This is a genomic window from Marisediminicola senii, assembly GCF_011057645.1.
Classification (GTDB): domain Bacteria; phylum Actinomycetota; class Actinomycetes; order Actinomycetales; family Microbacteriaceae; genus Marisediminicola; species Marisediminicola senii.
The window spans coordinates 1-25,526 of sequence record NZ_JAALGE010000002.1; the positions used below are offsets into that span (position 1 = coordinate 1).

General features: G+C 71.1%; 24 protein-coding genes and 1 pseudogene. 19 read left to right on the forward strand and 6 right to left on the reverse strand.

Translation table 11 applies throughout. The features are described from left to right. A pseudogene (locus G5S38_RS01625) lies at positions 1–112 on the forward strand (IS982 family transposase); the annotation flags it as partial. Between the two features lie 11 nt (positions 113–123). Here G5S38_RS01625 and G5S38_RS01630 read toward each other — a convergent pair. Further along, positions 124–1,782: an alpha-amylase family glycosyl hydrolase gene (locus tag G5S38_RS01630; protein WP_165063531.1), complete on the reverse strand. Its 1,659-nt coding sequence runs from the start codon at positions 1,780–1,782 to the stop codon at positions 124–126. Positions 1,783–2,020: 238 nt separating this feature from the next. Between G5S38_RS01630 and G5S38_RS01635 the strand changes: the two genes are divergently transcribed. The 6 genes from G5S38_RS01635 (at position 2,021) to G5S38_RS01660 (ending at position 7,316) form a co-directional block, all read left to right on the forward strand. After that, positions 2,021–2,695, forward strand: coding sequence for a histone (locus G5S38_RS01635; protein WP_165063533.1), 675 nt, complete (start codon positions 2,021–2,023; stop codon positions 2,693–2,695). Next, on the forward strand, positions 2,692–3,453 hold the full coding sequence (locus G5S38_RS01640) for a ParA family protein (protein WP_165063535.1): 762 nt from the start codon (positions 2,692–2,694) through the stop codon (positions 3,451–3,453). Before G5S38_RS01635 ends, G5S38_RS01640 begins: the two co-directional genes overlap by 4 nt. 22 nt (positions 3,454–3,475) lie before the next feature. Continuing rightward, complete coding sequence (locus G5S38_RS01645) at positions 3,476–4,597, forward strand: epoxide hydrolase family protein (RefSeq protein ID WP_201276551.1); 1,122 nt, start codon at positions 3,476–3,478, stop codon at positions 4,595–4,597. A 78-nt stretch (positions 4,598–4,675) separates the two neighbouring features. Beyond that, a complete protein-coding gene (locus G5S38_RS01650) occupies positions 4,676–5,674 on the forward strand; it encodes an LLM class flavin-dependent oxidoreductase (protein ID WP_165063537.1) in 999 nt (332 codons plus the stop codon). 46 nt (positions 5,675–5,720) lie between these two features. Then, complete coding sequence (locus G5S38_RS01655; RefSeq protein ID WP_165063539.1) at positions 5,721–6,248, forward strand: GNAT family N-acetyltransferase; 528 nt, start codon at positions 5,721–5,723, stop codon at positions 6,246–6,248. A gap of 162 nt (positions 6,249–6,410) precedes the next feature. Further along, positions 6,411–7,316, forward strand: coding sequence for a metalloregulator ArsR/SmtB family transcription factor (locus G5S38_RS01660; protein ID WP_165063541.1), 906 nt, complete (start codon positions 6,411–6,413; stop codon positions 7,314–7,316). 5 nt (positions 7,317–7,321) lie between these two features. Here the strand turns inward: G5S38_RS01660 and G5S38_RS01665 are convergent, their stop codons facing one another. Next, complete coding sequence (locus G5S38_RS01665; protein ID WP_165063543.1) at positions 7,322–8,338, reverse strand: NAD-dependent epimerase/dehydratase family protein; 1,017 nt, start codon at positions 8,336–8,338, stop codon at positions 7,322–7,324. A gap of 94 nt (positions 8,339–8,432) precedes the next feature. After that, positions 8,433–9,332 (reverse strand): EamA family transporter, encoded by a 900-nt coding sequence (locus tag G5S38_RS01670; RefSeq protein WP_165063546.1) that lies wholly within the window; start codon positions 9,330–9,332, stop codon positions 8,433–8,435. Positions 9,333–9,649: 317 nt separating this feature from the next. On the opposite strand from G5S38_RS01670, the gene G5S38_RS01675 reads away from it, so the two are divergent. The 10 genes from G5S38_RS01675 (at position 9,650) to G5S38_RS01720 (ending at position 20,361) form a co-directional block, all read left to right on the forward strand. Further along, positions 9,650–10,060 (forward strand): hypothetical protein, encoded by a 411-nt coding sequence (locus G5S38_RS01675; protein WP_165063548.1) that lies wholly within the window; start codon positions 9,650–9,652, stop codon positions 10,058–10,060. After that, positions 10,057–11,199: a glycerate kinase gene (locus tag G5S38_RS01680; protein ID WP_165063550.1), complete on the forward strand. Its 1,143-nt coding sequence runs from the start codon at positions 10,057–10,059 to the stop codon at positions 11,197–11,199. Before G5S38_RS01675 ends, G5S38_RS01680 begins: the two co-directional genes overlap by 4 nt. Positions 11,200–11,292: 93 nt before the next feature. Then, entirely contained in the window at positions 11,293–11,916 is a 624-nt protein-coding gene (locus G5S38_RS01685; RefSeq protein ID WP_165063552.1) for an RNA polymerase sigma factor, read from the forward strand. Continuing rightward, positions 11,900–12,739, forward strand: coding sequence for a hypothetical protein (locus tag G5S38_RS01690; RefSeq protein WP_165063562.1), 840 nt, complete (start codon positions 11,900–11,902; stop codon positions 12,737–12,739). Before G5S38_RS01685 ends, G5S38_RS01690 begins: the two co-directional genes overlap by 17 nt. A 218-nt stretch (positions 12,740–12,957) precedes the next feature. After that, positions 12,958–15,039 carry a TPM domain-containing protein gene (locus G5S38_RS01695; RefSeq protein WP_165063564.1) on the forward strand — a complete coding sequence of 694 codons (2,082 nt, stop codon included), beginning with the start codon at positions 12,958–12,960 and terminating at the stop codon, positions 15,037–15,039. A 103-nt stretch (positions 15,040–15,142) separates the two neighbouring features. Continuing rightward, positions 15,143–15,886 carry a PspA/IM30 family protein gene (locus G5S38_RS01700; protein WP_165063567.1) on the forward strand — a complete coding sequence of 248 codons (744 nt, stop codon included), beginning with the start codon at positions 15,143–15,145 and terminating at the stop codon, positions 15,884–15,886. Positions 15,887–15,891: 5 nt separating this feature from the next. Continuing rightward, the gene (locus G5S38_RS01705) at positions 15,892–16,926 is read left to right on the forward strand and encodes a DUF418 domain-containing protein (RefSeq protein ID WP_165063569.1); all 1,035 of its coding nucleotides are present in this window, start codon (positions 15,892–15,894) and stop codon (positions 16,924–16,926) included. Positions 16,927–17,042: 116 nt separating this feature from the next. Continuing rightward, entirely contained in the window at positions 17,043–17,879 is an 837-nt protein-coding gene (locus G5S38_RS01710; RefSeq protein ID WP_235928847.1) for an arginase family protein, read from the forward strand. 90 nt (positions 17,880–17,969) lie between these two features. Then, on the forward strand, positions 17,970–18,794 hold the full coding sequence (locus G5S38_RS01715; RefSeq protein ID WP_165063571.1) for a crotonase/enoyl-CoA hydratase family protein: 825 nt from the start codon (positions 17,970–17,972) through the stop codon (positions 18,792–18,794). A 124-nt stretch (positions 18,795–18,918) separates the two neighbouring features. After that, the gene (locus G5S38_RS01720; RefSeq protein ID WP_165063573.1) at positions 18,919–20,361 is read left to right on the forward strand and encodes a dihydrolipoyl dehydrogenase family protein; all 1,443 of its coding nucleotides are present in this window, start codon (positions 18,919–18,921) and stop codon (positions 20,359–20,361) included. 49 nt (positions 20,362–20,410) lie between these two features. Here G5S38_RS01720 and G5S38_RS01725 read toward each other — a convergent pair whose 3' ends face one another. Further along, positions 20,411–21,655 carry a glycosyltransferase gene (locus G5S38_RS01725; RefSeq protein WP_165063575.1) on the reverse strand — a complete coding sequence of 415 codons (1,245 nt, stop codon included), beginning with the start codon at positions 21,653–21,655 and terminating at the stop codon, positions 20,411–20,413. A 117-nt stretch (positions 21,656–21,772) separates the two neighbouring features. Here G5S38_RS01725 and G5S38_RS01730 point away from each other — a divergent pair, with 117 nt between their 5' ends. Further along, entirely contained in the window at positions 21,773–22,183 is a 411-nt protein-coding gene (locus G5S38_RS01730) for a Fe-S oxidoreductase (RefSeq protein ID WP_235928848.1), read from the forward strand. 98 nt (positions 22,184–22,281) lie between these two features. Here the strand turns inward: G5S38_RS01730 and G5S38_RS01735 are convergent, their stop codons facing one another. Next, positions 22,282–23,250, reverse strand: a complete 969-nt coding sequence (locus G5S38_RS01735; protein ID WP_165063577.1) for a siderophore-interacting protein — start codon at positions 23,248–23,250, stop codon at positions 22,282–22,284. A gap of 173 nt (positions 23,251–23,423) precedes the next feature. Between G5S38_RS01735 and G5S38_RS01740 the strand changes: the two genes are divergently transcribed. Beyond that, positions 23,424–24,095 (forward strand): hypothetical protein, encoded by a 672-nt coding sequence (locus tag G5S38_RS01740; RefSeq protein WP_165063579.1) that lies wholly within the window; start codon positions 23,424–23,426, stop codon positions 24,093–24,095. A gap of 13 nt (positions 24,096–24,108) precedes the next feature. Here G5S38_RS01740 and G5S38_RS01745 read toward each other — a convergent pair whose 3' ends face one another. Beyond that, a complete protein-coding gene (locus tag G5S38_RS01745) occupies positions 24,109–25,524 on the reverse strand; it encodes an amidase (RefSeq protein WP_165063581.1) in 1,416 nt (471 codons plus the stop codon). Between the last annotated feature and the right edge of the window lie 2 nt (positions 25,525–25,526).

The following is a 25,526-nucleotide window of genomic DNA, read 5'->3' on the forward strand; positions in this document are numbered from 1 at the left end:
CGGCGTCTACTCCCGAATCGCAGGCCGACTACTCGCCCTCGCCGCAGGAATCTGGCACAACTGGCTCATCGGAGCACCCAACAAACGCTCCCTCATCGCCTACGACCATTAGGACTCACTCATCTAGGAGCGCTGCACCCACGCCGCCGCATTCGGGGGCAGCAGCCCGGCGACCAGGGGTGCCGAAGTGAGCAGCGGACGTCCGGGCGGCAGGGGCACCGCGGCATCCCCCATCGCGACCACCACCGTGACGCCGCCCTGCCGCTCGCACATCACCCGCCCGTCGGGGGTGCCGCTCCACCGCGCGGCGGCCCCGGCGCGGAACACGCCAGACGCCACCAGTTCGGCGCGCGAACGCATCGCCCCTGTGAAGACCGAGAGGGTGGATGCCGCGTCGCCGAGTTGCTTCGAGACCGCCCAGTCACCCCACCCCTCCGGTTGCGGAAGCCACGGCCGCGCAGGCCCCACCCCAGACCCGACCTCGTATCCCACCCCAGATCCCACCGTTGGCCCCACGGGCGAGAACCCGAACGCCCCGGCAGGGTCGGGGTCCCACGGCAGCGGCACGCGGGCACCGTCGCGGCTCACGCCGCCGCGGGTCCACATCGGGTCTGCGCGGTCGGCGAGCGGCACGTCGATCTCGGGCAGGCCGAGTTCCTGCCCCTGGAACACGTACGCCGACCCGGGCAAGCCGAGCAGCGCGACGATGGCGGCGCGGGCCCGTGCGGCACCGAGCTCTCCCCCGCCGAAGCGCGTCACCGTGCGCACGAGGTCGTGGTTCTCGAGCGCCCAGCTCGGGTCGGCACCGGTCTCGACGCGCACCCGCTCGAGCTCGCTGCCGACCGAGACCCACGCCTCCTGGTCCCACCCGAGCCGCGCGAAGGCGAACGCGAACGTCTGGTGCAGCTCATCGGGGCGCGTGTAGCGGCCCGCGCGCTGCGGCTCGAGATTGACCTCGCCGACCAGCAACCGCTCGCGGTCGTACGACTGGGCGAGGCGCCGCCAGCGGCGGTAGATGGCGTGCACCGGTTCCTGGTCCATCGCGAGCGGGTTCGAGCGCAGCCCGTCGATCACCACGGGAACGCTGTCGGCGTCGGGCAGGCCTGGCGCCTTGAACAGCCCGTGAGCGACGTCGATGCGAATGCCGTCCACCCCGCGGTCGAACCAGAACCGCAGCACCCGGTCGAAGTAGTCGACGACGGCCGGGTTGTTCCAGTTCCAGTCCGGCTGCGCCGATGAGAACAGGTGCAGGTACCACTGCAGGTCGGTGGTCGATGCGGGGTGCGCTCGGTGCCAGGCCGATCCGCCGAAGACACTGATCCAGTTGTTGGGTGGCACCAGCCCCGCGGCATCCATCGAATCGACGAAGTGGAACATCGCCCGCTCCGGCGACCCCGGCTGCGCCGCCAGCGCTTTCTGGAACAGCTCGTTCTCGGTCGACGTGTGGTTCGGCACGATGTCGACGAGCACGTGGATGCCTCGGGCATGCGCATCGGCCAGCAGCGCGTCGAACTCCGCGAGGGTGCCGAACAGCGGGTCGACCGCGCAGTAGTCGCTGATGTCGTAGCCCTGGTCGACCTGCGGGGAGCGCTGGAACGGCGTGAGCCAGATGCCATGCACGCCGAGCGACTCGAGGTACGGCAGGCGCTGGCGAATGCCGGCGAGGTCGCCGACACCATCGCCATCGGAATCGGCGAACGATCTCGGGTAGACCTCGTAGATGACCGCGGTGCTCCACCAGGGTGCGGGTGCGTCGAGTGGGCGCGTTCTGTTCTCGGTCATCTCCACCGGCTCAAGGGTAGGCAGCAGAGATGGAGCGCGCGAACCAGTCGCGGGGCCGGTCGCGTTCGCGTTCGTGTTCGTGTTCGTGTTCGTGTTCGTGTTCGTGTTCGTGTTCGTGTTCGTGTTCGTGCACGGACTTCGGCTGACGACCAGTGCAGCGAGAGTTCACCTCCCCCGGCGCCGCAGTCACTACGGTTAACTCACAACCCGTCACGGCTACCCCCAGGAGGTGCGCACCATGGCGCAGAAGAAGAATTCGACCAAGTCCGACAGCACGGCGAGCGCGAAGAAGAGCTCGAGCAAGGCTGCCGACAAGAAGGCGACCGAGAAGAAGGCCGCAGACAAGAAGACTGCAGACAAGAAGGCAGTCGAGAAGAAGGCCGAGAAGGCACTGTCGGCGGCGCAGAGCGCGGTGCAGACCGCGCAGAAGGCGGTCGTCGACTCGAACAAGAAGCTGCGCAAGCGCGCGCTGGCGCTCTCGGAGCAGACCGAGAAGCTGGCCGCCAAGCACGCGAAGGCCGCCGAGAAGCTCGCCGCCGCGACGAAGGAGTCGGAGGCTCAGGCAGCCGCGGCGAAGAAGGCCGATGCCACAGCCGCGTCCGACGCGAAGAAGGCCGCGAAGGCTGCGGCACCCAAGAAAGCCGTCACGACAGCGGCACCCAGGAAGGCTGCAGCAGCCACCGAGGCACCGGTCGACTCCGCGGCAGCCGACACTGCACCGAACGAGACTGAAGCAGCCGCCACCGCAGCAGCCGTGACCCCCACCCGCGCGGCACGCCCCGGGCGCCCCCGCTCGACCGGGCCCACGCTGGTCGAACTGCGCCAGCAGGCGAAGGCGAAGAAGATCGTCGGCTACTCGCGCATGAGCAAGGCCACCCTCGTCTCGGCACTCGAGTCGTCGCCTTCGGCATGAAGGTCGTCGCGGTCTACAGCACCAAGGGCGGGGTAGGAAAGACCACCACGGCCGTCAACCTGGCCTGGGAGGCCGCGCGCGAGTTCCGGGTGCTGTTGTGGGATCTCGACCCCCAGGGCGCCGCCACCTTTCTGCTGCAGGTCAAGCCGAAGGTGAAGGGCGGGGTGGGCGCCCTCGTGTCGGGTGACACGAAGGTGGGCGACGTGATCCGATCGACGTCAAACGACGCCCTCGACGTGATTCCGGGTGACGCGAGCTACCGCGACCTCGACCTCGTGTTCGACAGCGCGAAGAAATCGGAACGCAGGGTCGCCCGCATCCTGGAGAAAGTCGCCGACGACTACGACCTGGTCATCCTCGACTGCCCGCCCGGTGCGTCGCTCGTCGCGGAGAACGCGCTGTTCTCCGCCGATGCCGTCGTGGTGCCCCTGGTGCCGTCCCCGCTGTCGATGCGCTCGCTCGAGCAGGTGACCGAGTTCGTCGCGGCATCCATCTCGACAGCGCCCATCGTGGCCTTCCTGTCGATGGTCGACCGGCGCAAGACCATGCATCGCGACGCCATCGAGAACCTGCCCCGCGACAACAAGGCGGTCACCGACGTGGTCATTCCGGCGACCGTGCAGGTCGAGAGGATGGGAACCATGCGCGCCCCGATCGCGAGCTACGCCCCGGGAGCCGAAGCTGCCGTCGCCTTCGCCGACCTGTGGTCGCGCGTGCGGGCGACCGTCAAGCCGAAGGCGCGTAAGCGCAAGCGCTGACAGGCGCCGCGCGGAGCATCCGATGCCAGAACCCCTGATAGAGGTCAGCGACGCCGACCTGGCCGACCTGCGTTCGCGCCTCGAGAACACCCGGTGGACGCCCGACTGGCCGGTCGACTCCTGGCAGGCGGGAATGGATGCCGCGACGCTGCGTCGCCTCGTCGACCACTGGTCGACGGCCTACGACTGGCGTGCACAGGAACGACGCATCAACGCGCTCCCCGCGTTCGACGCCGACCTCGATGGAGTCGCGGTGCGGTACCTGCGCTTCGACGCGCACGGCGAGCCCGGCATCCCCCTCATCCTCACCAACGGGTGGCCGAGCACCATGCTCGAACTGGTCGAGCTCGCCAAGCGGCTGTCGAACCCACAGAGATACGGTGTGGATGCCGCGGCCACCCACACCGTGATCGTGCCGGCGATTCCCGGCCTGCCGTTCTCACCCCAGCGCCCCACGCTCGGCGAGCCCACCCACGAGCTGTGGCACCGCCTCATGGCAGGGGAGCTCGGGTTCGCCCGCTACGGCGCCCACGGCGGCGACCTCGGGTCAGGCATCACCTCGCGCCTCGGGCAGCAACATCCGGAGGCCGTCGCGGGCATCCACCTGCTCGCAGTCGCGAACTCCACCGAGGTCGATCGCGCCACCGCGACCGACGCGGAACGGGAGTTTCTCGAGGCGGAGGACCGCTGGCATGCCGAAGAAGGCGCCTACCAGCACCAGCAGGCCACCCGCCCGCTGTCGCTCGCCCCAGGGCTCGCCGACTCCCCCGTCGGGCTGCTCGCGTGGATCGTCGAGAAGTACCGCGCGTGGAGCGACTGCGGCGGTGACGTGAGCTCCCGGTTCACTGACGACTTCCTGGTGACGCAGGCTTCGCTCTACTGGTTCACCAACTCGATCGGCACCTCCTTCCGGGCCTACTACGAAGCCGGCAACGGGTACACGATGCCGGTGACCGAGGTGTCGGTACCTACCGCCATCGCCGTCTTTCCGCATGACCTCGCCCGGCCCCCGCGCGAATGGGTCGAGCGCTGCTACGCGGTGGAGCGCTACACCGCGATGCCCCGCGGCGGGCACTTCGCACCCCACGAAGAACCCCAGCTGCTCGCCGCAGACATCGCCGCGTTCTTCGCCGGGTGTTCCTAGGCACTCACCTTTCGGGAACGTTTCGGCGCCCGCGTCGGTTACCCCTCACGACGCCAAGTTACGAAAGAGGCACGCCGCATGACTATCCCGCTCTCCATCCTGGACCTCGCCCCCATCACCCCGGGGCAGACCGCTCGCGAGAGCTTCGCGAGCAGCGTGCTGCTCGCCCAGACGGCAGAACGCAGCGGCTACACCCGCGTCTGGTACGCGGAGCACCACAACATGGCATCGATCGCCTCGTCGGCCACCAGCGTGCTGATCGGGCACGTCGCCGAGCACACCTCGACCATCCGCCTCGGCTCCGGCGGCGTCATGCTGCCCAACCACTCCCCGCTCGTGATCGCCGAGCAGTTCGGCACGCTCGCGACGCTGTTTCCAGACCGCATCGACCTCGGCCTCGGCCGCGCCCCCGGCAGCGACCAGCAGGCCGCGCGCGCAATGCGCCGCGACCCGATGGCCTCCGAGCAGTTTCCACAGGACGTTCTCGAACTGCAGGCCTACCTGCGCGGCGAATCGATCGTGCCGGGAGTGCAGGCCGTTCCCGGCGGCGGTACCGACGTTCCGCTCTACATCCTCGGATCGTCGACCTTCGGCGCGCAGCTCGCCGCGGCACTCGGACTGCCGTTCGCATTCGCCTCGCACTTCGCCCCGGACTCGCTGTTCGACGCCATCGAGATCTACCGCCGCGACTTCAGGCCCTCCGCGCAGCTCTCTGCACCGCACATGATCGTCGGGGTCAACGTGATCGCCGCCGAAGATGAGGACGACGCCCAGCAGCAGTTCATCACCACCCGCCGCGACCGCGTGCGTGCGATGATCTCGCGTGGACCGGCAGCGCGTGCGTTCACCGACGACGAGATCGACGCGTTCCTCACCACGCGCGACGGCATGTACATCGCCAACATGATGAAGTACACCGCCGTCGGCACCCCGTCGCAGGTGCGCACGTACCTCGAGGACTTCGCCGCGACGACCAAGGCCGACGAGCTGATCACGGCGCACCAGTCAATCGACATCGCGTCGAGGCTGCGCTCGGTCGAGCTCACCGCCGACGCCATGAGCACGGTCGCAGCCTGAGCCCTGTGAGACGCCAGCACCCCGGCTTCCCAACCCCGGTGGCCCCGTGAGCACCTCCGGGGTTGCCGTGCCCAGCGTCGTAGTGCGCGATCGACGGGACGCTGATGCGGATGCGCTCGGCCGCGCCCTCGCGGACGCGCAGCCCACCGACAACTACCCGATGCGCGCGGGCAACGCGCACGCCGGCTGGCTGTTCGGCGGCGACGTCGCCGGTGCCTGGGTCGCGGTGGTGGCCGACGAGGTCGTGGCGCACGTATCCGTGGTTCGGGGATTCGACGTGCCAGGGCTGGCCGAGGCCGTCGGAGTGCGGTCGGGTTCGGCACTGGGCCTCACGCGGTTGTTCGTGATCCCGGCGTGGAGAGGGCGCGGCGCGGCATCCATTCTGCTCGACCGGGCGGAGCGATTCGCGGCCGCCGCCGGTGTGCCGCTGGTGCTCGAAGTCGCGGGCGACGCACTCGGTGCCATCGCCCTGTACGAGGGACGCGGCTGGCAGCGCATCTCGACGTACCGCGCCACCTGGTTCGCGCCCGACGGGCCGCGCCCCATCGCGCACGGCTACCTCGCGCCCGGTTAGTCGCTGTCATCATTCAGGAGCCCTCGGGTGTCTGATGGAGGGATGCGGCGGCACGGCGTGTGTTGTGCCGCAAACGCGCCGCAAATCACGCGATCTGCCACTGCAGCCCCTCACCCCTCCTGAATAATGAAAGCTCAACCGCGGCTGCATAGACTCGCATCTATGAGTGGAACGACCCTCCCCGACGACCTGCGACTGCTCGCCGACCCGACCCGCGCCCGCATCGTGAACCTCATCCTGCAGAGCACGGGGGGACGGATGCTGGTGGGCGCCCTCACCGCAGAACTCGGGCTCCGTCAGCCCACGGTCAGCCACCACCTCAAGGTGCTGCACGAGGGTGGTTTTCTCGACCGCCACCCGGTCGGTCGCACCGTCGGATACTCCGTCTCCCCCGCGCGCATCTCGCGGGTGCAGGACCTGCTGCAGGATTCGCCCGGCGGGGAGATGACCCCCGGGGTGCTCGAACGCATCTCGGCCGACCTCGCCGACCGCTTCGCCGGCACCTTCTCGCCGGAGACCGTCGACCGCTACGTGCGCGAGAGCCACGCTCTGCTCGCCGACCGCGCGCGGGTCACCCGCTACCTGCCGTCGCTCACGTCGCGGTTCGCGGCCGACCGGCTCGAGGCGCTCGCGTCGAGCGAGACCGCGGCATCGAGCGAGACCGAGGCGTCGGCGCATGTTCCCGAGGTGCTGTTCGTCTGCGTGCAGAACGCGGGACGCTCGCAGCTCGCCGCCGGCATCCTGCGCCACCTCGGCGGTGACCGGGTGCGCGTGCGCTCGGCGGGATCGGCTCCCGCAGACACCGTGCGCGGGGTGATCGTGGGGGCGCTCGACGAGATCGGCGTCGCCGTCGGCGGTGAGTTCCCGAAGCCGCTCACCGACGAGGTCGTGCGGGCCGCCGACGTTGTCGTGACGATGGGATGCGGCGACGCGTGCCCGGTGTACCCGGGCAAGCGCTACCTCGACTGGGAGCTCGACGACCCGGTGGGGCTGCCGCTCGACCGGGTTCGCGAGATCCGCGACCAGATCGACGCGAGGGTGCGCGAGCTGCTGGCATCCATCACCTGATCGACCTACCGCAGCTGGGGCGACCCCGGCGTCGACGCGACATCGGCCATGCCGTCGATGAGCTCGGCCATGGCGTCGGTCGAGCGGATGGCGGGGATCCAGCCGAGCTCGGTCCTGGCGCGCTCGGTCGACATCAGCGGCGTCGCTACCGCGATGTCGATCCACCCGGGGTCGGTCTGCTGCAGGCGCAGCTTCCAGGTGACACCGGCCAGCCACCGCATGGCCGCGGCGCTGACCGGGATGTGACGCCGCGCCCCGATCGCGCGGGCGATGCGCGCCGGTGTCAGCACGGGCTCCGCCGCGATGTTGAACGCGCCGGCGGCCTTGCGGTCGATGGCGCGCCAGACGGCATCGGCGAGGTCGCTCGCGTGCACCGCCTGCGTGATCATTCGCAGCGGCAACGGCAGCACCGGGGGGCGCACGGCCCGGAGGATGCTGGTCGGCACGAACCGCCCCAGGAACAGGCCGGCGATCTCCTTGGCCGCCCCACGCTGGAAGACCAGGCCGGGTCGCATGCGGGTCAGCACGACCGACGGGTGCTGCGCCTCGAAGGCGTCGAGCGCCCGCTCGTTCAGCGCCTTGTGCCGCGAGTAGTGGGAGGTGTGGAGTCCGCCGGTGGGCCAGGACTCGTCGACCCGGCGGTTCTTCGGTCCCGCGCTGTACGCGCCGACGGAGGATGCCACGACGACCTGCGGTACGCCCGCGGCAGCGACGGCCGCGAGCACGTGCGCGGTGCCCGTCACGTTGGTGCGGAACATCGCGCGCTCGTCGCGGTTCGGCTGCAGCGCCCAGGCGAGGTGCACCACGGCGTCGGCGCCCCGGAACGCGGCGGTCAACGATGCCACCGACCCTGGCGCGCCGATGTCGACCTGTCGCCACGACGCGCCCGCGTATGGGCTCGTCGTGAGGTCGGGGGCACGGCGGGAGACACCGACCAGGTCGATGCGGGGCTCGACCGACCCGAGCCTGCCCAGGATCGCCGTGCCCAGGTTGCCGCTTGCCCCGACGATGACTACGCGCATTCGATGCTCCTCGTGTTGTGAAGGACATCGTAGGCATGGTCGTGTGGCCCATCCGCTGGGAGCGGGAGCGGCACGGCCCGGCCTGCCGCTCGGACTACGGCGCGGCCTGCGCCAGCTGTTCGCGCTGCGCGTGCACGGCGGCGGAACGCACCGCACCGGCACTCGCGATCACCACGAGCACGATGGCGACGATGCCGATCGGGGTGAGTGGCTGCCCGAGGATGACGGTCCCCGCTGCCGCCGCGATGGCGGGCGACAGGCTCATCAGGATCGCGAACGTCGACGCGGGCAGTCGGCGCAGGGCCAGCAGCTCGAGCGCGTAGGGAATGGCCGACGAGAGCGCAGCGACGGCGACTCCGAGCAGCAGCACTGAGGGCACCAGCAGAGCGCTGCCCGCGCTGGCGATGCCGAGCGGAAGGGTGACGACCGCGCCGATGCACATCGCGATCGCGAGCCCGTCCAGCCTGGGGAACCTGGCTCCCGTACGGGCGGACATCAGGATGTACCCCGCCCAGAGGGCACCCGCGCCCGCCGCGAAGAGCACGCCGACGGGATCGAGCTCGCCGAGGCCGCCGCGACCCAGCACCGCGACCCCGATGAACGCCAGCACCGCCCACAGCCAGCTCGCCGCCCGCCGGCTCACGACGACCGAGAGGATGAGCGGCCCGAGCACCTCGATGGTCACGGCCGCACCGAGCGACAGGCGGTCGAGCGCCTCGTAGAACATCACGTTCATGCCGGCCAGCACGACGCCGAACACGGTGACGGTGAGCCAGTCGCCGCGCGTGTAGCCGCGCAGGGAGGGCCGGCAGATGGCCAGCAGGATCAGGGCGGAGAACGCCAGCCGGAGCGCGACCATGCCGAACGGGCCGACCGCCGGGAACAGCAGAACGGCGAACGATGCCCCGACGTCCTGGCAGAGCAGTCCGACGATCACGAGCGACGCCGCACCGAACGATCTGCCCGGTGCGGTGACGGGCGAGCGGGGAGGCATTACTCGACCGTATGGTGCCGCCGCGGCATCCGCGAATCGCACGATCTGTCGCCGAGCTATATCAATTCGTACTGTCGGAATCAAGGGCCCCCGAAAGGTGGACACCGGCGTACCTCGTCCCTAGTGTTGACCTCGGTTCACGGTCGAACCCACCAGAGTTCCCCGCCATCCCCCGATCGGGCGAGTGCTCATGCCGGCCACACGACATCCCCCCTGTCGCGTGGCCGGCACAATTTAACCCGTCGTTTCGATCCGCGTCCCGCCCGCCGGCACGGGGCCCGGACACATCCCCTGCCGCGCTCTCCTACTATCGGAGCGTGACCACCATTCCCGACGCCCTCGCACTCGTGCTGGAGGTGTTCACCTGGTTCGGGCTCGTTCCCGGCATCCTGCTCCTTGGCCTCGGCTACCTGCGCCGCATCCTCGCGACGCGGTTCGAAGAGACCTGGGGCATCATCGTCGAGTCCCCGGCCGGTACGTCGCACCTCTGGTTTCGCTGGATGGACCTCGAGCGCGAGCTGCAGTCTGCCCCGATTCCGCCCGACGCGGACGAGGAGCTCGCGCTGGGCGACGAGGTGAAGGTCTACTTCGACCGGCGCAACCCGCACAACGGGCGCCTCGACCACCCGTCTGCCGACGGCCGGGTGCTCAGGGTCTGCGGCTGGGTGCTCGTCTCGGTCGGGCTCGCCGCCGCCGTGATCCAGCTCGTGATGGTGTTCGCGGAATGACCGGCGAGCCCACCACCACGGCGCCGCTCTCGGTCGTCATCGCCCCCGACTCGTTCAAGAACTCGGCGAGTGCCACCGACGTCGCCGCCGCGATCGCTACCGGCTGGCGCGAGAGGCGCCCCGCCGACACGATCGCCATGCTCCCGCAGGCCGATGGTGGCGAGGGCACCCTCGACGCCATCCAGGCCGCCACCCCCGGCTCGCGGCGCCACGCCGTTCCGGGCATCACCGGACCGGATGGCGCCCAGGTCGACGGGCAATGGCTCGAACTGTCAGGGGGCATCGCGGTCGTCGAACTCGCCGACTCCAGCGGACTGCCGCTGATGCGCGAACTCGACGCGCTCGGGGCCACCACGACCGGGCTCGGCGAGACCATCCGCGCCGCACTCGACGCGGGCGCCCGCTCGCTCGTGGTCTGCCTGGGCGGCTCCGCATCCACCGACGGCGGCGCTGGAGCCCTCGCCGCACTCGGCCTCAGGCTGGCGCGGGCCGACGGCAGCGCCGTGCTGCCGGGCGGCGCGGCCCTTGCCACCCTCGACCTCGTCGACACGAGCGACCTGCTGCCCGCCCCGGTCGACGGCGTGACCCTCATCACCGACGTGACCGCTCCCCTGCTCGGGCCCACCGGGGCCGCCGCCGTATTCGGGCCGCAGAAGGGGGCGGATGCCTCTGCCGTCGCGACACTCGACGATGCCCTCGCCCGCTTCGCCGACATCCTCGGGGGCGACCCTGGCCAGCCGGGAGCGGGTGCGGCCGGTGGCACGGCCTTCGGGTTCGCCGCCGTGTGGCCCGCCCGCATCGTCGCGGGCTCGGCGTACCTCGCCGAACTGACCGGCCTGCCGCAGCGCCTCGCCACCGCCGACGTGCTCATCTGCGGCGAGGGCCGGTTCGACGACACCTCCCTCGGTGGCAAGGTCGTCGGGCACCTGATCACCCTGGCCGACGACAGCGGCGCCCGGGTCGGCGTGATCGCGGGCCAGGTCGCCGCGCACCCGAACACCCCGTCTGGCGACCCGATCTGGACCGCGTCGCTCGTCGACATCGCTGGTTCCGTTCCGGCCGCGATGGCCGACCCGCTGGCTGCGCTGGTCGAGGCGGGCCGGCGGGCTGCCGAGCACTTCGGTCCGCAGCCGGCCTGACTCACGAGGCGCCCCCAACGAAACGGTCACGGTCTGCGTCTTAGTCGGTGAGAGTACCAGACTGTAGCCACGCAATCGCACCGAGGGGGTGTCATGACACGACCGGCATGGGAGGGCGTCGTCGCCGAGCTCATCGAGCACCGGGGGCGCGCCCTCACCGCGTACGCGACGATGCTGTGCGGCAATGTGGATGACGCGGCAGACCTCGTGCAGGAGGCGCTGGTCAAGACCTTCGGGCGCCTCAGCAACGGTTACACCGTGACGAGCGCCGAGGCGTACGTGCGCCGTGCCATCCTCAACACCCACCTGGACGGCACCCGCCGGGCCATTCGCTGGCGCCGTATCGCGCACCTGCAGGCGGCCCCCACCGAGGCGGCGTCTCCCGCGACGGCGACCGACGCGCGCCTCGACATGCACCACATGCTCGGCACCCTCGCCCCGCGCGAGCGCGCGTGCATCGTGCTGCGCTACTACGACGACCTCAAGGTCGACGACATCGCGACCGAGCTGGGCCTCAGCGCCGGCGCCGTGAAGCGCTACCTCAGCGACGGCCTCGCGAAAATGGCGATCGAGACCCACCGCGACGACCCTTCCGAGGGCGACCACGCCCGACCGCCGGCTGCCAGCGAGACCGCCGCCACCCGCGCCGCCCGCGGAACCAACACCGCACCGAACCGGCCAACCACCCACGGAGGTTCCCATGCCCACCGAAGCTGAACTCCGCGCGATGCTGCGTGACGCGGCGACACCCCGCGACGACGACGACAGCACCCCTGATGCGACCAGGGTGATCCGCCGCAGCCGCGCCCGGCGACGCCCGAAGCAGCTGCTCGTCGGCGCCACCGCCGTCGTCGCCGTCGCGGGAATCGGCTTCGCCGGTATCGCCGGCATCTCTGCCCTCACCCCAGCCCAGACAGGAGCGAGCTCGATGGTCGAAGAAGCAGCGGGAGACAGCGCTGGGGGAACCGCAGGCGAGAGCGCTCCGATGGACCCCGAGGGTGCGGCATCCGGAGCCGGCATCGGCCGCGCGCCCGCGAACAAGCTCAACCTCTGCGGCGGCACCCTGGCCGAGGTCGCCCCGAGTGCCACCGGGCTCGTCCTCACGACGAACTTCGCCGCCACCGCCCCGGCGGGCACGAACACGGTCGAAGGAACGGTCACCATGACCAACACGAGCACCGAGCACATCACCGGCACCACCGCCGCGACCCCCGCGATCACCGTCTCGCAGAACGGGCGGGTGCTCTGGCACAGCAACGGGATGATGATCATGATGGCCGCCCTGGTCGACCTCGCGCCCGGAGCGTCGATGGAGTACCCGGCATCGTTCACCCCGGTCGAGTGCTCGGTCGAGGATGACTCCGCCGAGTCGTTCCGCACCGACCTGCCCGCCCTCGAGCCCGGCTCGTATGACGTCTCCGCCGCGATCGACATCACCCTGGACAGCGCCGCCGCGGGATCCGCCGGGGGCACCGCCGGGAACACCGCCGCCCCCGTCGACCTCGTCACCGGGCCCACCGCCCCGGTGACCCTGCAGTAGCCGGGGCGACGGGTAGCACCGGGCAGCACGCACAGCGCCGGGGCAGCACCGCCCGGGAGCACCGCCCGGCAGCACGCGCGACATCCGCGCACGGCAGCCCCGGGTCAACACCGCAGGACCGCACGTCAACCCCGGGGACGCATAGCAACGACTGGGTAGGATCGCAGAAAGCCGCGCTCCCGATTGATCGCCGATTCGCCCTGGAGAATGTCATCCGCATGCACCGCACCGATCGACATGACTCCGTTCGACGGGGGCCTGCCCACACCGGCCTCGCCCGGAATGCGACCGGGTGGATGCCGCAGGGGCTCCGCCGGGCCGCGGCAGCGCTGCTCGTCGCTGCGACCGTCGCCCTCGGGGTGCCGGCCACCGCGTTCGCCGCCGACCCGGTCGACCTCAACGGCGCCGACATCGTCGACGAGGTGGGTGCGCTCGACGGCCGCGAGAGCGAGGTGCAGGGCGCCCTCGACTCGTTGTACGCCGAGACCGGCACGCAGCTGTTCGTGGTGTTCGTCGACACCTTCGACGGCGTTCCGACCAGCGAGAGCTGGGCCGCCGCCACCGCGGAGCAGAACCGCCTCGGCACCGACGACATCCTGCTCGCCGTCGCCATCGACGACCAGAACTACGACGTGCGCTACTCCGAAGACTTTCAGCTCGACGAGGGCGAGACCGACGGCGTCGAGGCCGACTTCCTCCCCCTGCTCAGCGACGGTGACTGGGCAGGCGCGGTCATCGCCGCCGCTGACGGCTACGAATACGCGATCAATGGCAGCGGCATCCCCTGGACCCTGATCCTGGTCGGCGTGCTCGTGCTCGCCGGTGCCATCACCCTCGTCGTGATCGCCGTGCGCAGGCGCGGGCGCGCCGACCAGAAGCGCCGCGCGCTCGAGGAGGAGCGCAAGCAGCTCGACCTCCGCGTCGGCGCGGTGCTCGTGCAGCTCGATGACGAGGTCACCCAGAGCCAGCAGGAGCTCGGGTTCGCCGCAGCGCAGTTCGGCGACGAGGCATCGCGCCCGTTCGCTGCAGCCCTCGCATCGGCGACCGCCAACCTCACCGAGGCATTCACGATCAAGCAGCGACTGGATGACGCGCAGCCCGAGACCGCAGAGGAGCGCGCGTCGCTCAGCCGCCGGATCATCGAGCTGTGCGAACAGGCCGACGCCGAACTCGACGCGCAGGCCGACGCGTTCGACGAGCTGCGCGACCTCGAGCAGAACGTTCCGGCCGCCCTCGCCGAGGTGCGTACCGCCATCGACACCGTGACCGACCGGCGCGACGCCGCGGTGTCGACCCTGCGAAACCTGCAGTCGACGTATTCACCCGCCGCGATCGCCACGGTCGATGAGAACCCCGCCGACGCGTCGGCGCTGCTCGACGTGGCGGTGGAATCCGCGGCCACGGCCGACGCGGCCATCGCCGCGGGCACCGCCGGGGAGGCCGCCGTCGCCGTGCGCACCGCCCAGGGCAGCGTCGCGCAGGCCAGCCGGCTGCTCGCCTCCATCGACGAACTCGCGGAGGCGCTGGCCGAGGCGAACCTGCGCATCGACGCGGTGGTCGCGGATACCCGGCACGACATCGACGCGGCGAGGGCGATGACGGATGCCGCGGCATCCGTACCCCTCCAGCCCGCCATCGCAGCCGCCGAGGCCGCACTCGCCTCATCGTCGGACACGACGGGCGGCGTGGACCCGGTCGCCCGGCTGACCAGGCTCACCGAGGCGAACGCGCAGCTCGACGCCGTGTACGGGCAGGCGAGGGACGCCCAGATCGCGGTCGAGCGTGCCCGCACAAACCTGCGGGGAACCCTCGCCACCGCGCACAGCCAGATCACTGCCGCGCAGGGCTTCGTCGGAACCCGGCGCGGGGCGATGGGCGATGCGCCGAGGACCCGCCTCGCCGAGGCGAGCCGGCACTACGACCTGGCCGTCGGGCTCGCCGACGCCGACCCCGTGCGCGCCCTCGCCGAGGCCCAGCAGGCGAACCAGCTCGCGGGCAGTGCGATCAGCCAGGCGAAGGCAGACCTGAACCAGTACCAGCAGTACGGCCAGGGCCAGGGCCAGCAGCGCGGCGGCATGGACCCGATGCTCGCCGGAGTGCTCGGCTACATGCTCGGTGGCGGCGGCAGCAGAGGTGGCGGCGGCTTCGGGGGCAGCTTCGGCGGCTTCGGCGGCGGTTCCCGCTCTGGCGGCAGCGGCTTCGGCGGCATGGGCGGCGGCTTCGGCGGAGGCGGTGGCCGCTCGAGCGGCGGTGGCTTCGGCGGGGGCAGTGGCTCCCGCAGCAGCGGCGGCCGGTTCTGACGGCAGGACCACCGCAGGCCACCGCACCAATCGGCACCCACTACGACCACCCGAATCACGATCTCGACCACGACTCACCCGAATCACGACGAAAGGAAGCACCATGACGAAGCAATCGATCATCGGACGCATCACCCAGCTCGCGAAGGCGAACATCAACGCACTGCTCGACCAGGCGGAAGACCCCGCCATGATGCTCGACCAGATGGTGCGCGACTACACCAGCAGCATCTCCGAGGCCGAGAGCGCGATCGCCCAGACGATCGGCAACCTCCGCCTCATCGAGCAGGACCACGCAGAAGACATGGCGAACGCCGCCGACTGGGGCAACAAAGCCGTCGCCGCCAGCCGCAAGGCCGACGAACTGCGTGCCGCCGGCAGCACCGTCGACGCCGACAAGTTCGACAACCTCGCGAAGCTCGCCATCGGGCGCCAGATCTCGGCGGAGAAGGAAGCCCGCTCGGCCGAGCCGATGATCCAGTCGCAGACGGCCGTGGTCGAGCAGCTCAAGACCGGGCTGAACGCGATGCGCACCAAGCTCACCCAGCTCAGCTCGAAGCGCGACGAGCTCATCGCCCGCTCGCGCACCGCCGACGCCCAGCGCCAGGTGCAGGACGCCGTCAAGTCCATCGACCTGATGGACCCCACGAGCGAGATCGGTCGCTTCGAGGAGAAGATCCGGCGCGAAGAGGCCCGCGTGCTCGGACAGCAGGAGCTCGCGGCATCCAGCCTCGACTCGCAGTTCGAAGCCCTCGAAGCGTCGGACGAGCAGGTCGAACTCGACGCCCGCCTCGCCGCGCTCAAGGCCGGTTCGCCGTCGCCGCGCTCCATCGGCACGGGAGAGTAGACACCATGCCCGGTGAGTCCTCGCGCGTTGTCGGCATCGATGTCGCGCGAGGACTCGCCATCGTCGGCATGTTCGTCGCCCACACGATCCCCCGCTTCGGCGAGGGGGAACTACTGGTCGACGGGCGCTCGTCCATCCTGTTCGCCACCCTGGCCGGGGTGTCGCTCGGCATCATGACCGGGTCGACCCGCCCGCTGGCCAAGGGGTCGCGCAACGACCGCCTGATCGGCATCACGCTGCGCGCGATGGTGCTGTTCGTGCTCGGCGTGACCCTGAGCACCCTCGGCAGCGGCATCGCGATCATCCTCGACTACTACGCGATCATTTTCATGCTGGTGCTGCCGCTGCTCTTCATGCCGCGCCGCATCCTCGCCATCGTCGCGGTCGTGCTGCTGTTCGCCGCACCGTTCGCTGCATCGATCGTGGACGCGCCCGGCCCGCCGCCATCGGCCATCGTCGAGATCCTCGAGGTGTACTTCCTCACCGGGTACTACCCGGCGCTCGTCTGGGTGCCGTTCCTGCTGGTCGGCATCATCGCCGCCCGCTCCGACCTCCGCAGTGCCCGCACGCAGGGACTGATGATGCTCAGCGGCGGCATCGCGGCCGCGCTCGGCTACGGCGCAGCGCTCGTGCTGCCCGGCGTCAGCGCGGCCGAGCACTCCGGGTCGACCGCCGAAGTACTCGGGTCGGGCGGCGTGGCCATCGCCGTGATCGGCGCCGTGCTGTGGATCACCTCCGACCAGCGCGGGTCGCTCGGGTCGGTGTCGCGCGGGGTGCTGTGGCCACTGGGGGCGATCGGGTCGATGGCGCTCACCGTCTACACCCTGCAGATCCTCGCGCTCGCCCTCATCAACGGCATCCGCGACAGCGGAGGCGAGACCATCGACAATCCGGGCTGGCCCCTGCTCATCGGCATGACCATCGCGTCGCTCGTGTTCGCCAGCCTGTGGAAGCGCTTCCTCGGGCGCGGACCGTTGGAACGCGCCATCCGTCTCATCAGCCAGTCGGGCTCGGCGAAGCCGGTGCCGGTCGAGCGCTAGCGCCGCACGACGCTGGGGCCTCTCACCCGTGCCAGACTTGGCGGTGGTGGGCAGCGCTGTCAGCCTCCTCGCCACGCTGAGCGGTCTCGTACCCCCACCCGTGCCAGACTTGGCCCGTGCCAGCCTCCTTCATCGTCGTTCCGCAGTGGCAGGGTTCCGGTTCGTCCCGGGCAATGAGACTCATCGACGGGTGTGACGCCATCGGCGGCGACCTGCCAGGTGCCGCGACCGTCACCGTCACCGTGCCGTCGGGCGCGGGCTCGAGCCTCGGCACCGGGGTGCAGCGGCTCAGCGCCGTTCACCAGGTGCGCGATGCCCTCACCATCGCCCTCGAGGCGGCCGACGACCTGCCGATCGTCATCGGCGGCGACTGCGGAGTAGAACTGGCGTCGATCGCCCACGCGGCGTCGACGGCAGACGTCGCCGTGGTGTGGCTCGACGCGCACCCCGACCTCAACACCCCCGAGTCGTCGCCCTCCGGCGCGTTCCACGGCATGGTGCTGCGCACGCTGCTCGGCGACGGTGCGCCCGAGCTCGTACCGCCCACCGCGCTGAAGGCCGATCGCGTCATCCTCGCCGGCACGCGCGCCCTCGACGACGCCGAGAGCGACTTCGCCGAGTCCGCGGGCATCACCACCCTCGCTCCCGGCGATCTGACGCCCGAGGCTCTCACCGCGGCCCTGCGGGCGACCGGCGCGACCTCGGTGTACCTGCACGTCGACCTCGACGTGCTCGACCCCGCGGAGTTCGACTGCGTCACCTACCCCGAGCCGTTCGGCATCACCACGCAGGCGCTGCTCGAGTTGATCGCCGCCGCGCGCGCGACACTGCCCCTCGCCGGGGCCGCGATCACCGAGTTCGCCCCCGCGTCGCCCGATTCCGCGTCCGAGTCGATGTCGACGATTCTGCGGGTCGTCGGTGCCCTGACCAAGGCCGCACCGCCCATCGCCTGACCGACGCCCGCCCTCGGGCTCGGTGCATGGACGAAGGGCGGGGTGGATGCCACGGCTGACGCCCAGCAACCGCCGCCGTAGGCTGACCACATGGACTCGCCCGCAGCGTCGCCCGCAGCCTCCCCCGAACAGCCCACTCCCCGCGTCACCGTGCAGCGTGACGGCCACGTGCTGCTGCTCGGCCTGAACCGCCCGGAAAAGCGCAACGCCGCCGACTACCGCATGCTGATGGAACTCGCCGCCGCGTACGGCGAGTTCGAGCGCGACGCCGAGCTGCGTGTCGCCGTGGTCTTCGCGCACGGCGAGCACTTCACCGCCGGCCTCGATCTCGCCGACATCGGCCCGCGCATCGGAGCCGACGGCATCAGCCTGGTGCCCACCGGCGGCATCAACCCGTGGCAGGTCGACGGCGCGCAGCTGTCGAAGCCCGTGGTCATCGCGGTGCACGGTACCTGCCTCACCCTCGGCATCGAGCTGATGCTGGCCAGCGATATCGCGGTCGCCGCGACGTCGACCGTGTTCGGGCAGATCGAGGTGAGCCGCGGCATCCTGCCATTCGGCGGAGCCACCATCCGGCTACCCCGCACGGCGGGCTGGGGCAATGCGATGCGGTGGATCCTCACCGGCGACTCGTTCGATGCCGCAGAGGCGCATCGCATGGGTCTGGTGCAGGAGCTGGTGGCCGACGGCGAGCAGTTCGACCGCGCGCTCGAAATCGCCCGCCGCATCGCCGCGCAGGCGCCGCTCGCCGTGCAGGCGGCGCTGGCCAATGCCCGCATCGCCGTGCGGCAGGGGGATGCCGCGGCGGAGGCAGCCCTGCAGCCCGAGCTGGTTCGGCTCGCGGCCAGCGAAGACGCCCGCATCGGCATGGAGTCGTTCCTCACCCGCACCCCGGCGACCTTCGTCGGCCGCTGAGCCGCGCGCACCGCCACCCGCAGCCCCGACCGGAACGACACGGCCGCACCACACGCACCACCGCAGGCACGCACGCACGCACGCACGACCCAGAACGCACACACCGACCAGGGAGAGCACCGAAATGATCGAAACCGAGTGGGATGTCATCGTCATCGGAGCCGGCGTGGCCGGGGAGAACGTCGCCGACCGCGCCGTGCAGGGCGGGCTCACGGCGATCATCGTCGAGGCGGAGCTGGTCGGCGGCGAGTGTTCCTACTGGGCGTGCATGCCGTCGAAGGTGATGCTGCGCAGCGCCAGCGCCCTGCGCGCGGCCCGCGCCCTCGGCGGCGCCCGGGAGGCCGTGACAGGCGACCTCGACGTCGCCGCGGTGCTCGCCCGCCGCGACGAGTTCACCCACGGCTACAGCGACGACAGCCAGGTCGAATGGCTCGACAGCGCCGGCATCGGCCTCATCCGCGGGCGCGGGCGGCTCACCGGAACCCGCGCGGTCAGTGTCACCTCCCCGGACGGAACCGTCACGCAGCTCACGGCGCGGCACGCCGTCGCGATCTGCACCGGCTCAGGGGCCCTCGTTCCCGGCATCGACGGGATCGACACCGTCGACGTGTGGACAAGCAGGGAGGCCACCAGCGCCGCGACCCCGCCCGCCACCCTCGCGATCATCGGCGGCGGCGTGGTCGCCGTCGAGATGGCCACCGCATACGCCGGATTCGGCACCGAGGTCACCGTCATCGCCCGCAGCGGCCTGCTCGGCGGGCAGGAACCATTCGCCGGAGAACTCGTGCAGGAGGGCCTCGAGGCGCTCGGCGTGACCATCCGCACCGGCGTCTCCCCCAGCTCGGTGCGCACCGACGGCGACGCCGTCTCGGTCATGCTCGACGACGGCACCGAGGTGCGCGCCGAGAAGCTGCTCGTCGCGACCGGCCGCACCCCGAACACCGGCGACCTCGGGCTCGACACCGTGGGCCTCGAGTCGGGCGGCTGGCTGACGACCGACGACACCCTGCGCGTCATCGGTGCAGGGGACGGCGACCCCATCGACTGGCTGTACGCGGTGGGCGACGTGAACCACCGTGCGCTGCTGACCCACCAGGACAAGTACCAGGCCAGGGCGGCGGGCGACGTGATCGTCGCTCGAGCGACCGGCGGCACCGTCTCGGATTCCCCGTGGGGAACCCATGTCGCGACGGCCGACCACCAGGCCGTCCCCCAGGTCACCTTCACTGATCCCGAGGTCGCCTCGGTCGGCCTGACCGCGACGGCCGCGGAGGAGGCGGGCTACGACATCCGCGTCGTCGACTTCGACCTCGGGTCGATCGCGGGCGCCAGCCTGCTCGCCGACGGGTACACCGGCAAGGCCCGCATGGTCGTCGACGAGTCACGGTCGGTGATCATCGGCATGACCTTTGTCGGACAGGATGTCGCCGAACTGCTGCAGTCGGCCACCATCGCCGTCGTCGGCGAGGTGCCGCTCGCGCGACTCTGGCACGCCGTTCCCGCCTACCCGACGATGAGCGAGATCTGGCTGCGCCTGCTCGAGACGTATGGGCGCCCGACGGCCTGAGCCGCACCGGCCGCGGCCGGGTCCGCGCCTGCGACAGCTACAGCTACAGCTACAGGCGCACCTGGCCGAGGCTCGCGTACAGCCCGAGCAGGGCGGTGCCGGTCGAGCCCCAGGTGAATCCCTCGGCGTACAGCCGCGACCGGGCCGACCAGCCGAGGCCGGTCGCCTCGTCGTCGAGCACCCTCGAGACGGCGGCCGCCCAGTCCCGCGGCTCCCTCGACGCGACGAGCACCCCGGAGAGCCCGTCGGCCACCGAGTCGGTGAGCCCCGAGCCGCGCTGCGCGATCACCGGGGTGCCGCTCGCCGCGGATTCGAGGGCGACCAGCCCGAAGGTCTCACTGTGCGACGGAACGAGGGTGATGGATGACGCGGCGAGCAGGTCGGCGAGGTCCTCACGACCGAGCGCGCCGACGAATCGCACTCGCGCACCGATTCCGAGGCGGGCCGCGCGCTGCCGCAGTGACTGCAGGTACGGGTCTTCGCCCGGCGTCGATTCCCCGGCCACGATGAGCACAGGTGACCAACGGCCGGCGGCACCGAGCTCGGCGATCGTGTCGACGGCCAGCTCGAGTCCCTTGAGCGGCTGGATGCGCCCGGCGACCGTCACGATCGGCGATGCGGCGTCGATGCCGTACCGCGCGCGCATGCGGCTGTCGGCGACCGCGGCGCGGCCGGGCCTGAAGTGCGCGATGTCGACCCCGGGTGGGATGACCCAGGCCCGCTCCGGCGGCATCCGCAGGCTGTCGATCAGGGTGGTGACCTCGGCCGCAGACCCGGCGACCACAGCGCCGGCCTGGTTGGCGAGGTACGCCTCGGTGCGCAGCCGCATCTCGGGCTCCGGCTGCTGGCCGGGGGCGAGGGAGGCGTTCTTCATGGCCGCGACGGTGTGGAAGCTCTGCACGAAGGGCAGGCCGAGCTCGAAGGCCACCGGCAGGGTGGCGAGGCCGCTGAGCCAGTAGTGGGCGTGGATGACGTCGTAGCCGGGTCCGCCACGGCCGGCGAGCTCGGCGACGGCCTCCCCGAACTCGTCGGTCACGGCCACCAGGTCGTCTTTCGCGAGCGGCCCCGGTGGGCCCGCGCGCAGCTCGCACAGGGTCACCCCGTCGGAGACCGCGTGCACCGCGGGGGCGCCAGTGGCGCGCGTGAGGAGGTCGACCTCGACCCCGCGCGCGGCGAGCTCTGTGGCGATGGCGAGGATGTAGGTGTTCATGCCGCCGGCGTCGACGGTGCCAGCCCGCGCGGCCGGCGAGGTGTGCATCGACACCAGCGCGACGCGCGTTCCCCTGTTGACCATGCGTTCACTGTATGCGGGTGTTGCTTGGTCACGGCTGACCGCCGCGCTACACGTGATGCGTTCGCATGCTTTCGGTCTGCTACTAATGGAGATATGACTCGCGTACAGCGTCGACCGGTGGTCCAGACAGTCGCCAGCGTGCTCGTGACCGTGGGCAGGGTGACGCCCGGCGCGCGCATGCTGGTGCTGAACCCGGTGGTGGTGCGACTGGGCTACCTGCTGGTCACGGCGGTCGGCCTGGCATGGGGTGCGTTGCTCAGCGTCGGGCGGATCGAGGAGAGTGGAGGCGTGATCGTGGCGCGCGGGTGCCCGTCGTGGGCCTTCGGCCGCGGGGGCACTACGGTCGGCGCCGTGTACATCACCCGGTTCAACGTGTCGCACGACGTTCTCGAGCACGAGGCAGTGCACCGCGCGCAGTGGCAGAAGTACGGCCTCGCACTGCTCCCGCTGTACCTGGCCGCGGGTCCCGATGCCAGGGGCAACAGGTTCGAGGTCGAGGCGGGCCTCACCAAGGGCGGATACCGCTAGGGCAGGTCGTCGTCCACGGTGCGATCGCCGTACCCGGGCATCAAGCTGCGGGCGGCGAGGCCCGTCGCTGTAGTGGGTGCCCGCGGGGCGGGCGGTGGCTAGCTCTCGGGTCGCCCGGCGCGCCAGTAGCCCATGAAGGCGACGTCGTTGCGGTGCAGCCCGGTGTCGCGCACCAGGAAGCGACGGAGTTCGCGGATGCAGCTCGCCTCGCCGGCGATCCAGGCGTACAAGCCGTGGTGCTCGCCGGTGGCCGGCGGAACGTCCCACAGGGGTTCAGCGTCGGCATCGGCGTCACCGAGCGGGGCGTTGCCCGTCGTTTCGACCGGTTCGTCGGCGGCGGCAGGGGCGACCATCTCGCTGACCCAGGCCCGCACGGCCCGGTTGAGGGCCTCGCCGTGGCTGGCGTCGCGGGTGTCGCGGGCGAGCCAGGTGACGGTCATGCGCCCCGGGGCGGTGACCGGCAGGATGTCGTCGTCGGTGGCGACCTCGATGAACACCTGGCCGCGCGTGTCGGCCGGCAGCTGCTCGATGATGCTGCAGATGGCGGGTGCCGCCGTCTCGTCTCCCGCGAGAAGCACGCGGTCGGCGTCTCCGGCGCGGAACTCGACGCCGCCGATCGGACCCGCGCCGACGACCAGCGTCCTGGCGTCGGGGCCGACGACGAGCAGCTCGTCTCCGACGCTGGCGCGGTTGACCCAGCGGGTGGCCGGACCGGTGTCGCCGTGCACGGCGAAGTCGACGTCGATCTCGCCGGCGGCGGTGCGGGCGGCGCGAACGGTGTAGGTGCGCATGGGGCAGCGTTCGTGCTCCGGCAGGTCGCGCCATCCGGCGTACCAGTCGCTGCCGCCACGCGGAAAGGTGGTGAGCCCGGTCGTGGCGAGGGGGAAGATGAGCTTGACGCGCTGGTCGAGGCCGGCCGCGTGGAAGTGCTCGAGGTCGTCGCCACCGAGGGTCACGCGCACGAAGTGGGCGCCCATTTTCTCGATGCGGCGCACGGTCACGGCGAAGGCGACGAAGTCAGCGGTGGTCGCCCTGGTCGCTGCGGTGCCTGCTCGGGTCGTCGTCATAGCCCAAGTATGGCATGCCTTACCTAAGTAAGTGCGCCCTTCGCTGTGACGTGCTCCTCGTGGCGCACCGCCTCGCCGTGCGACGCGCGTAACAGCATGGCAACGACCGCGCGCCGGATGCCTGCCCCCCGGGGCGTCTGGGTAATGTGAGCGTCATATCGGGGGGATATTCCATGACGGTTCGACGATCGATTCCAGCACGCGTCTCGTGGGCCGCCGCGGCACTGCTCGGCGGCATGCTACTCAGCGGGTGCTCCCCAGTGTCGAGCACGCTCATCGGCGCCTCCCCGAGCCCGACCCCGTCATCCCCGGCGGCGAGCGCCAGCCCGCGCCCCACCCCCTCACCGACGTCGACGTCGTCGGCCAGCCCCGCGCCATCCGCATCGGCGAGCCCGTCGCCGACAGCATCGCCATCACCCACCACACCCCCGGTCGCCACCGTCGACGAGGAGGCACCGTGCCGCGCCCTCGTCGATGCCGACGTGCTCGCCCGCATCGACGCCACCGCCGACTGGTCGTTCCGCCCGTCGTCCGAACGCCCGGGCGCCACCACAGTGCTGCCGTTCGATGCCTACGGAGGACTGGAATGCCTGTGGGGCCCACCCGCAGGCGACCTGAGCTACTACTTCGGCTACGTCGCGCTGCCCGCCGCCGAGAGCGACACCCGGCTGCAGGCCCTGGTCGACACCCAGTGGACGACGACCGAGACCGCCGAGGGCACCCAGTACTGCAATCCCGCCCTCGAAGCCGGCCTGGTCGAGTGTTACCTCGTCGCCGGCACGAACTGGTACTTCTCCAACGCCGACGGCGTCTTCCCGACCCTCACCGCACGCGCACCGATCTGAGCCGAGAGCACCGTCACCACATCGCGGGGTGGCGCCGCTGCCAGTAGAGGCGCCGCTCGAGCTGCGCACCGATCGACAGCAGCACGTGCTCCCCGCCCGGGCGCCCGATGAGCTGCACCCCCATGGGCACGCCGTTCTCCGTGGCGTGCACGGGCAGCGTGATCGCCGGCAGTCCGGTGACGTTCGCGAAGCTCGTGAACGGGGTGTACAGCACCTGCTGCGCGAAGTTGCGCTCTGCATCCCGCTGGTCATACCAGCCGACCGGGCGCGGGGTGAGCGCGGTCGCGGGGGTCAGCACGGCGTCGTACCCGGAGAACTGGCGGATGATCGACCGCTCAAACAGCGAGAGGGCGGCGAGGGCCTCGGCGAGCTGCCGGGCACTCAACGACCTTCCGCGTTCGACGAGCCAGCGGGTGAGGGGCTCCAGCAGGTCGAGCTGCTCGCCCTCCGCGGGGATGCCGGCTGCCCCGGCCTGCCAGATGGTGCGGAACGCCGGGGCATAGGTCGGGTCGGGCTCGAGCGCCATCGCCTCGAGGCCGTGCCCCATCGCGTCGAGTTCACGCACCGCGACGTCGACGGCGGTGGATGCCTCGGGCGCGACCACTACGTCGTAGGCGTCGTCCCACGGCGACGTCGACATCACGCCGATCTGAAACCGGCCCTCCCCGCGTGCCGCCGCGTTGAGGAGCGCGCCGCCGTCCCAGCGTGGTGCGCGCAGGGTGAACGGATTCGGAATGCCCTCGACGAGCGCGTCGAGCACCATCGCGGCATCGGCGACGGTGCGCGCGAGCGGCCCTGGCACCACGAGGCCGGCGAGCTTGTCGATGCCGGTGCCGCTCGGCACCAGCCCGCGTGACGGCTTGAGGCCGACGAGTCCGGTGGCAGCCGCAGGAATGCGCACCGAGCCGCCGCCGTCCGTTCCGGGAGCGAACGGCAGCAGGCCGGCCGCGACGGCGACGGCGGCGCCGCCGCTCGACCCGCCGGCCCCGAGCGACAGGTCGTATGGGTTCCGCGCTGGCGGCCCCACCGCGCTCTCGGTGTAGGAGCTGAGCCCGAATTCCGGGGTGCTGGTCTTGCCGAGGCTGACCGCGCCGGCGGCATCGAATGCACGCGCCAGCTCGTCGGATTCTCTCGGCACGTAGCCTGCCATCAACCGGGAGCCGCTGCCCATGGTCACGCCGGCGCGGGCGGTGAGGTCCTTGTCGGCGAATGGCAGGCCCCACAGCGGCGCCGTGCGCGACGCCGTCGCCTCGAGGTGGCCGGCCCGCCGCAGTGCCGCATCGGTGGTCACGGTCACGAACGCGCCGAGCTCGCCGTCGAGCCGCGCGATGCGCTCCAGGTAGTGCCTGGCCAGGTCGAGCGGGGTGATGTCGCCCCGGCGAAGCCAGGCCCACTGCTCCTGCGCACTGAGGTGGTGGAGTTCGAACATTC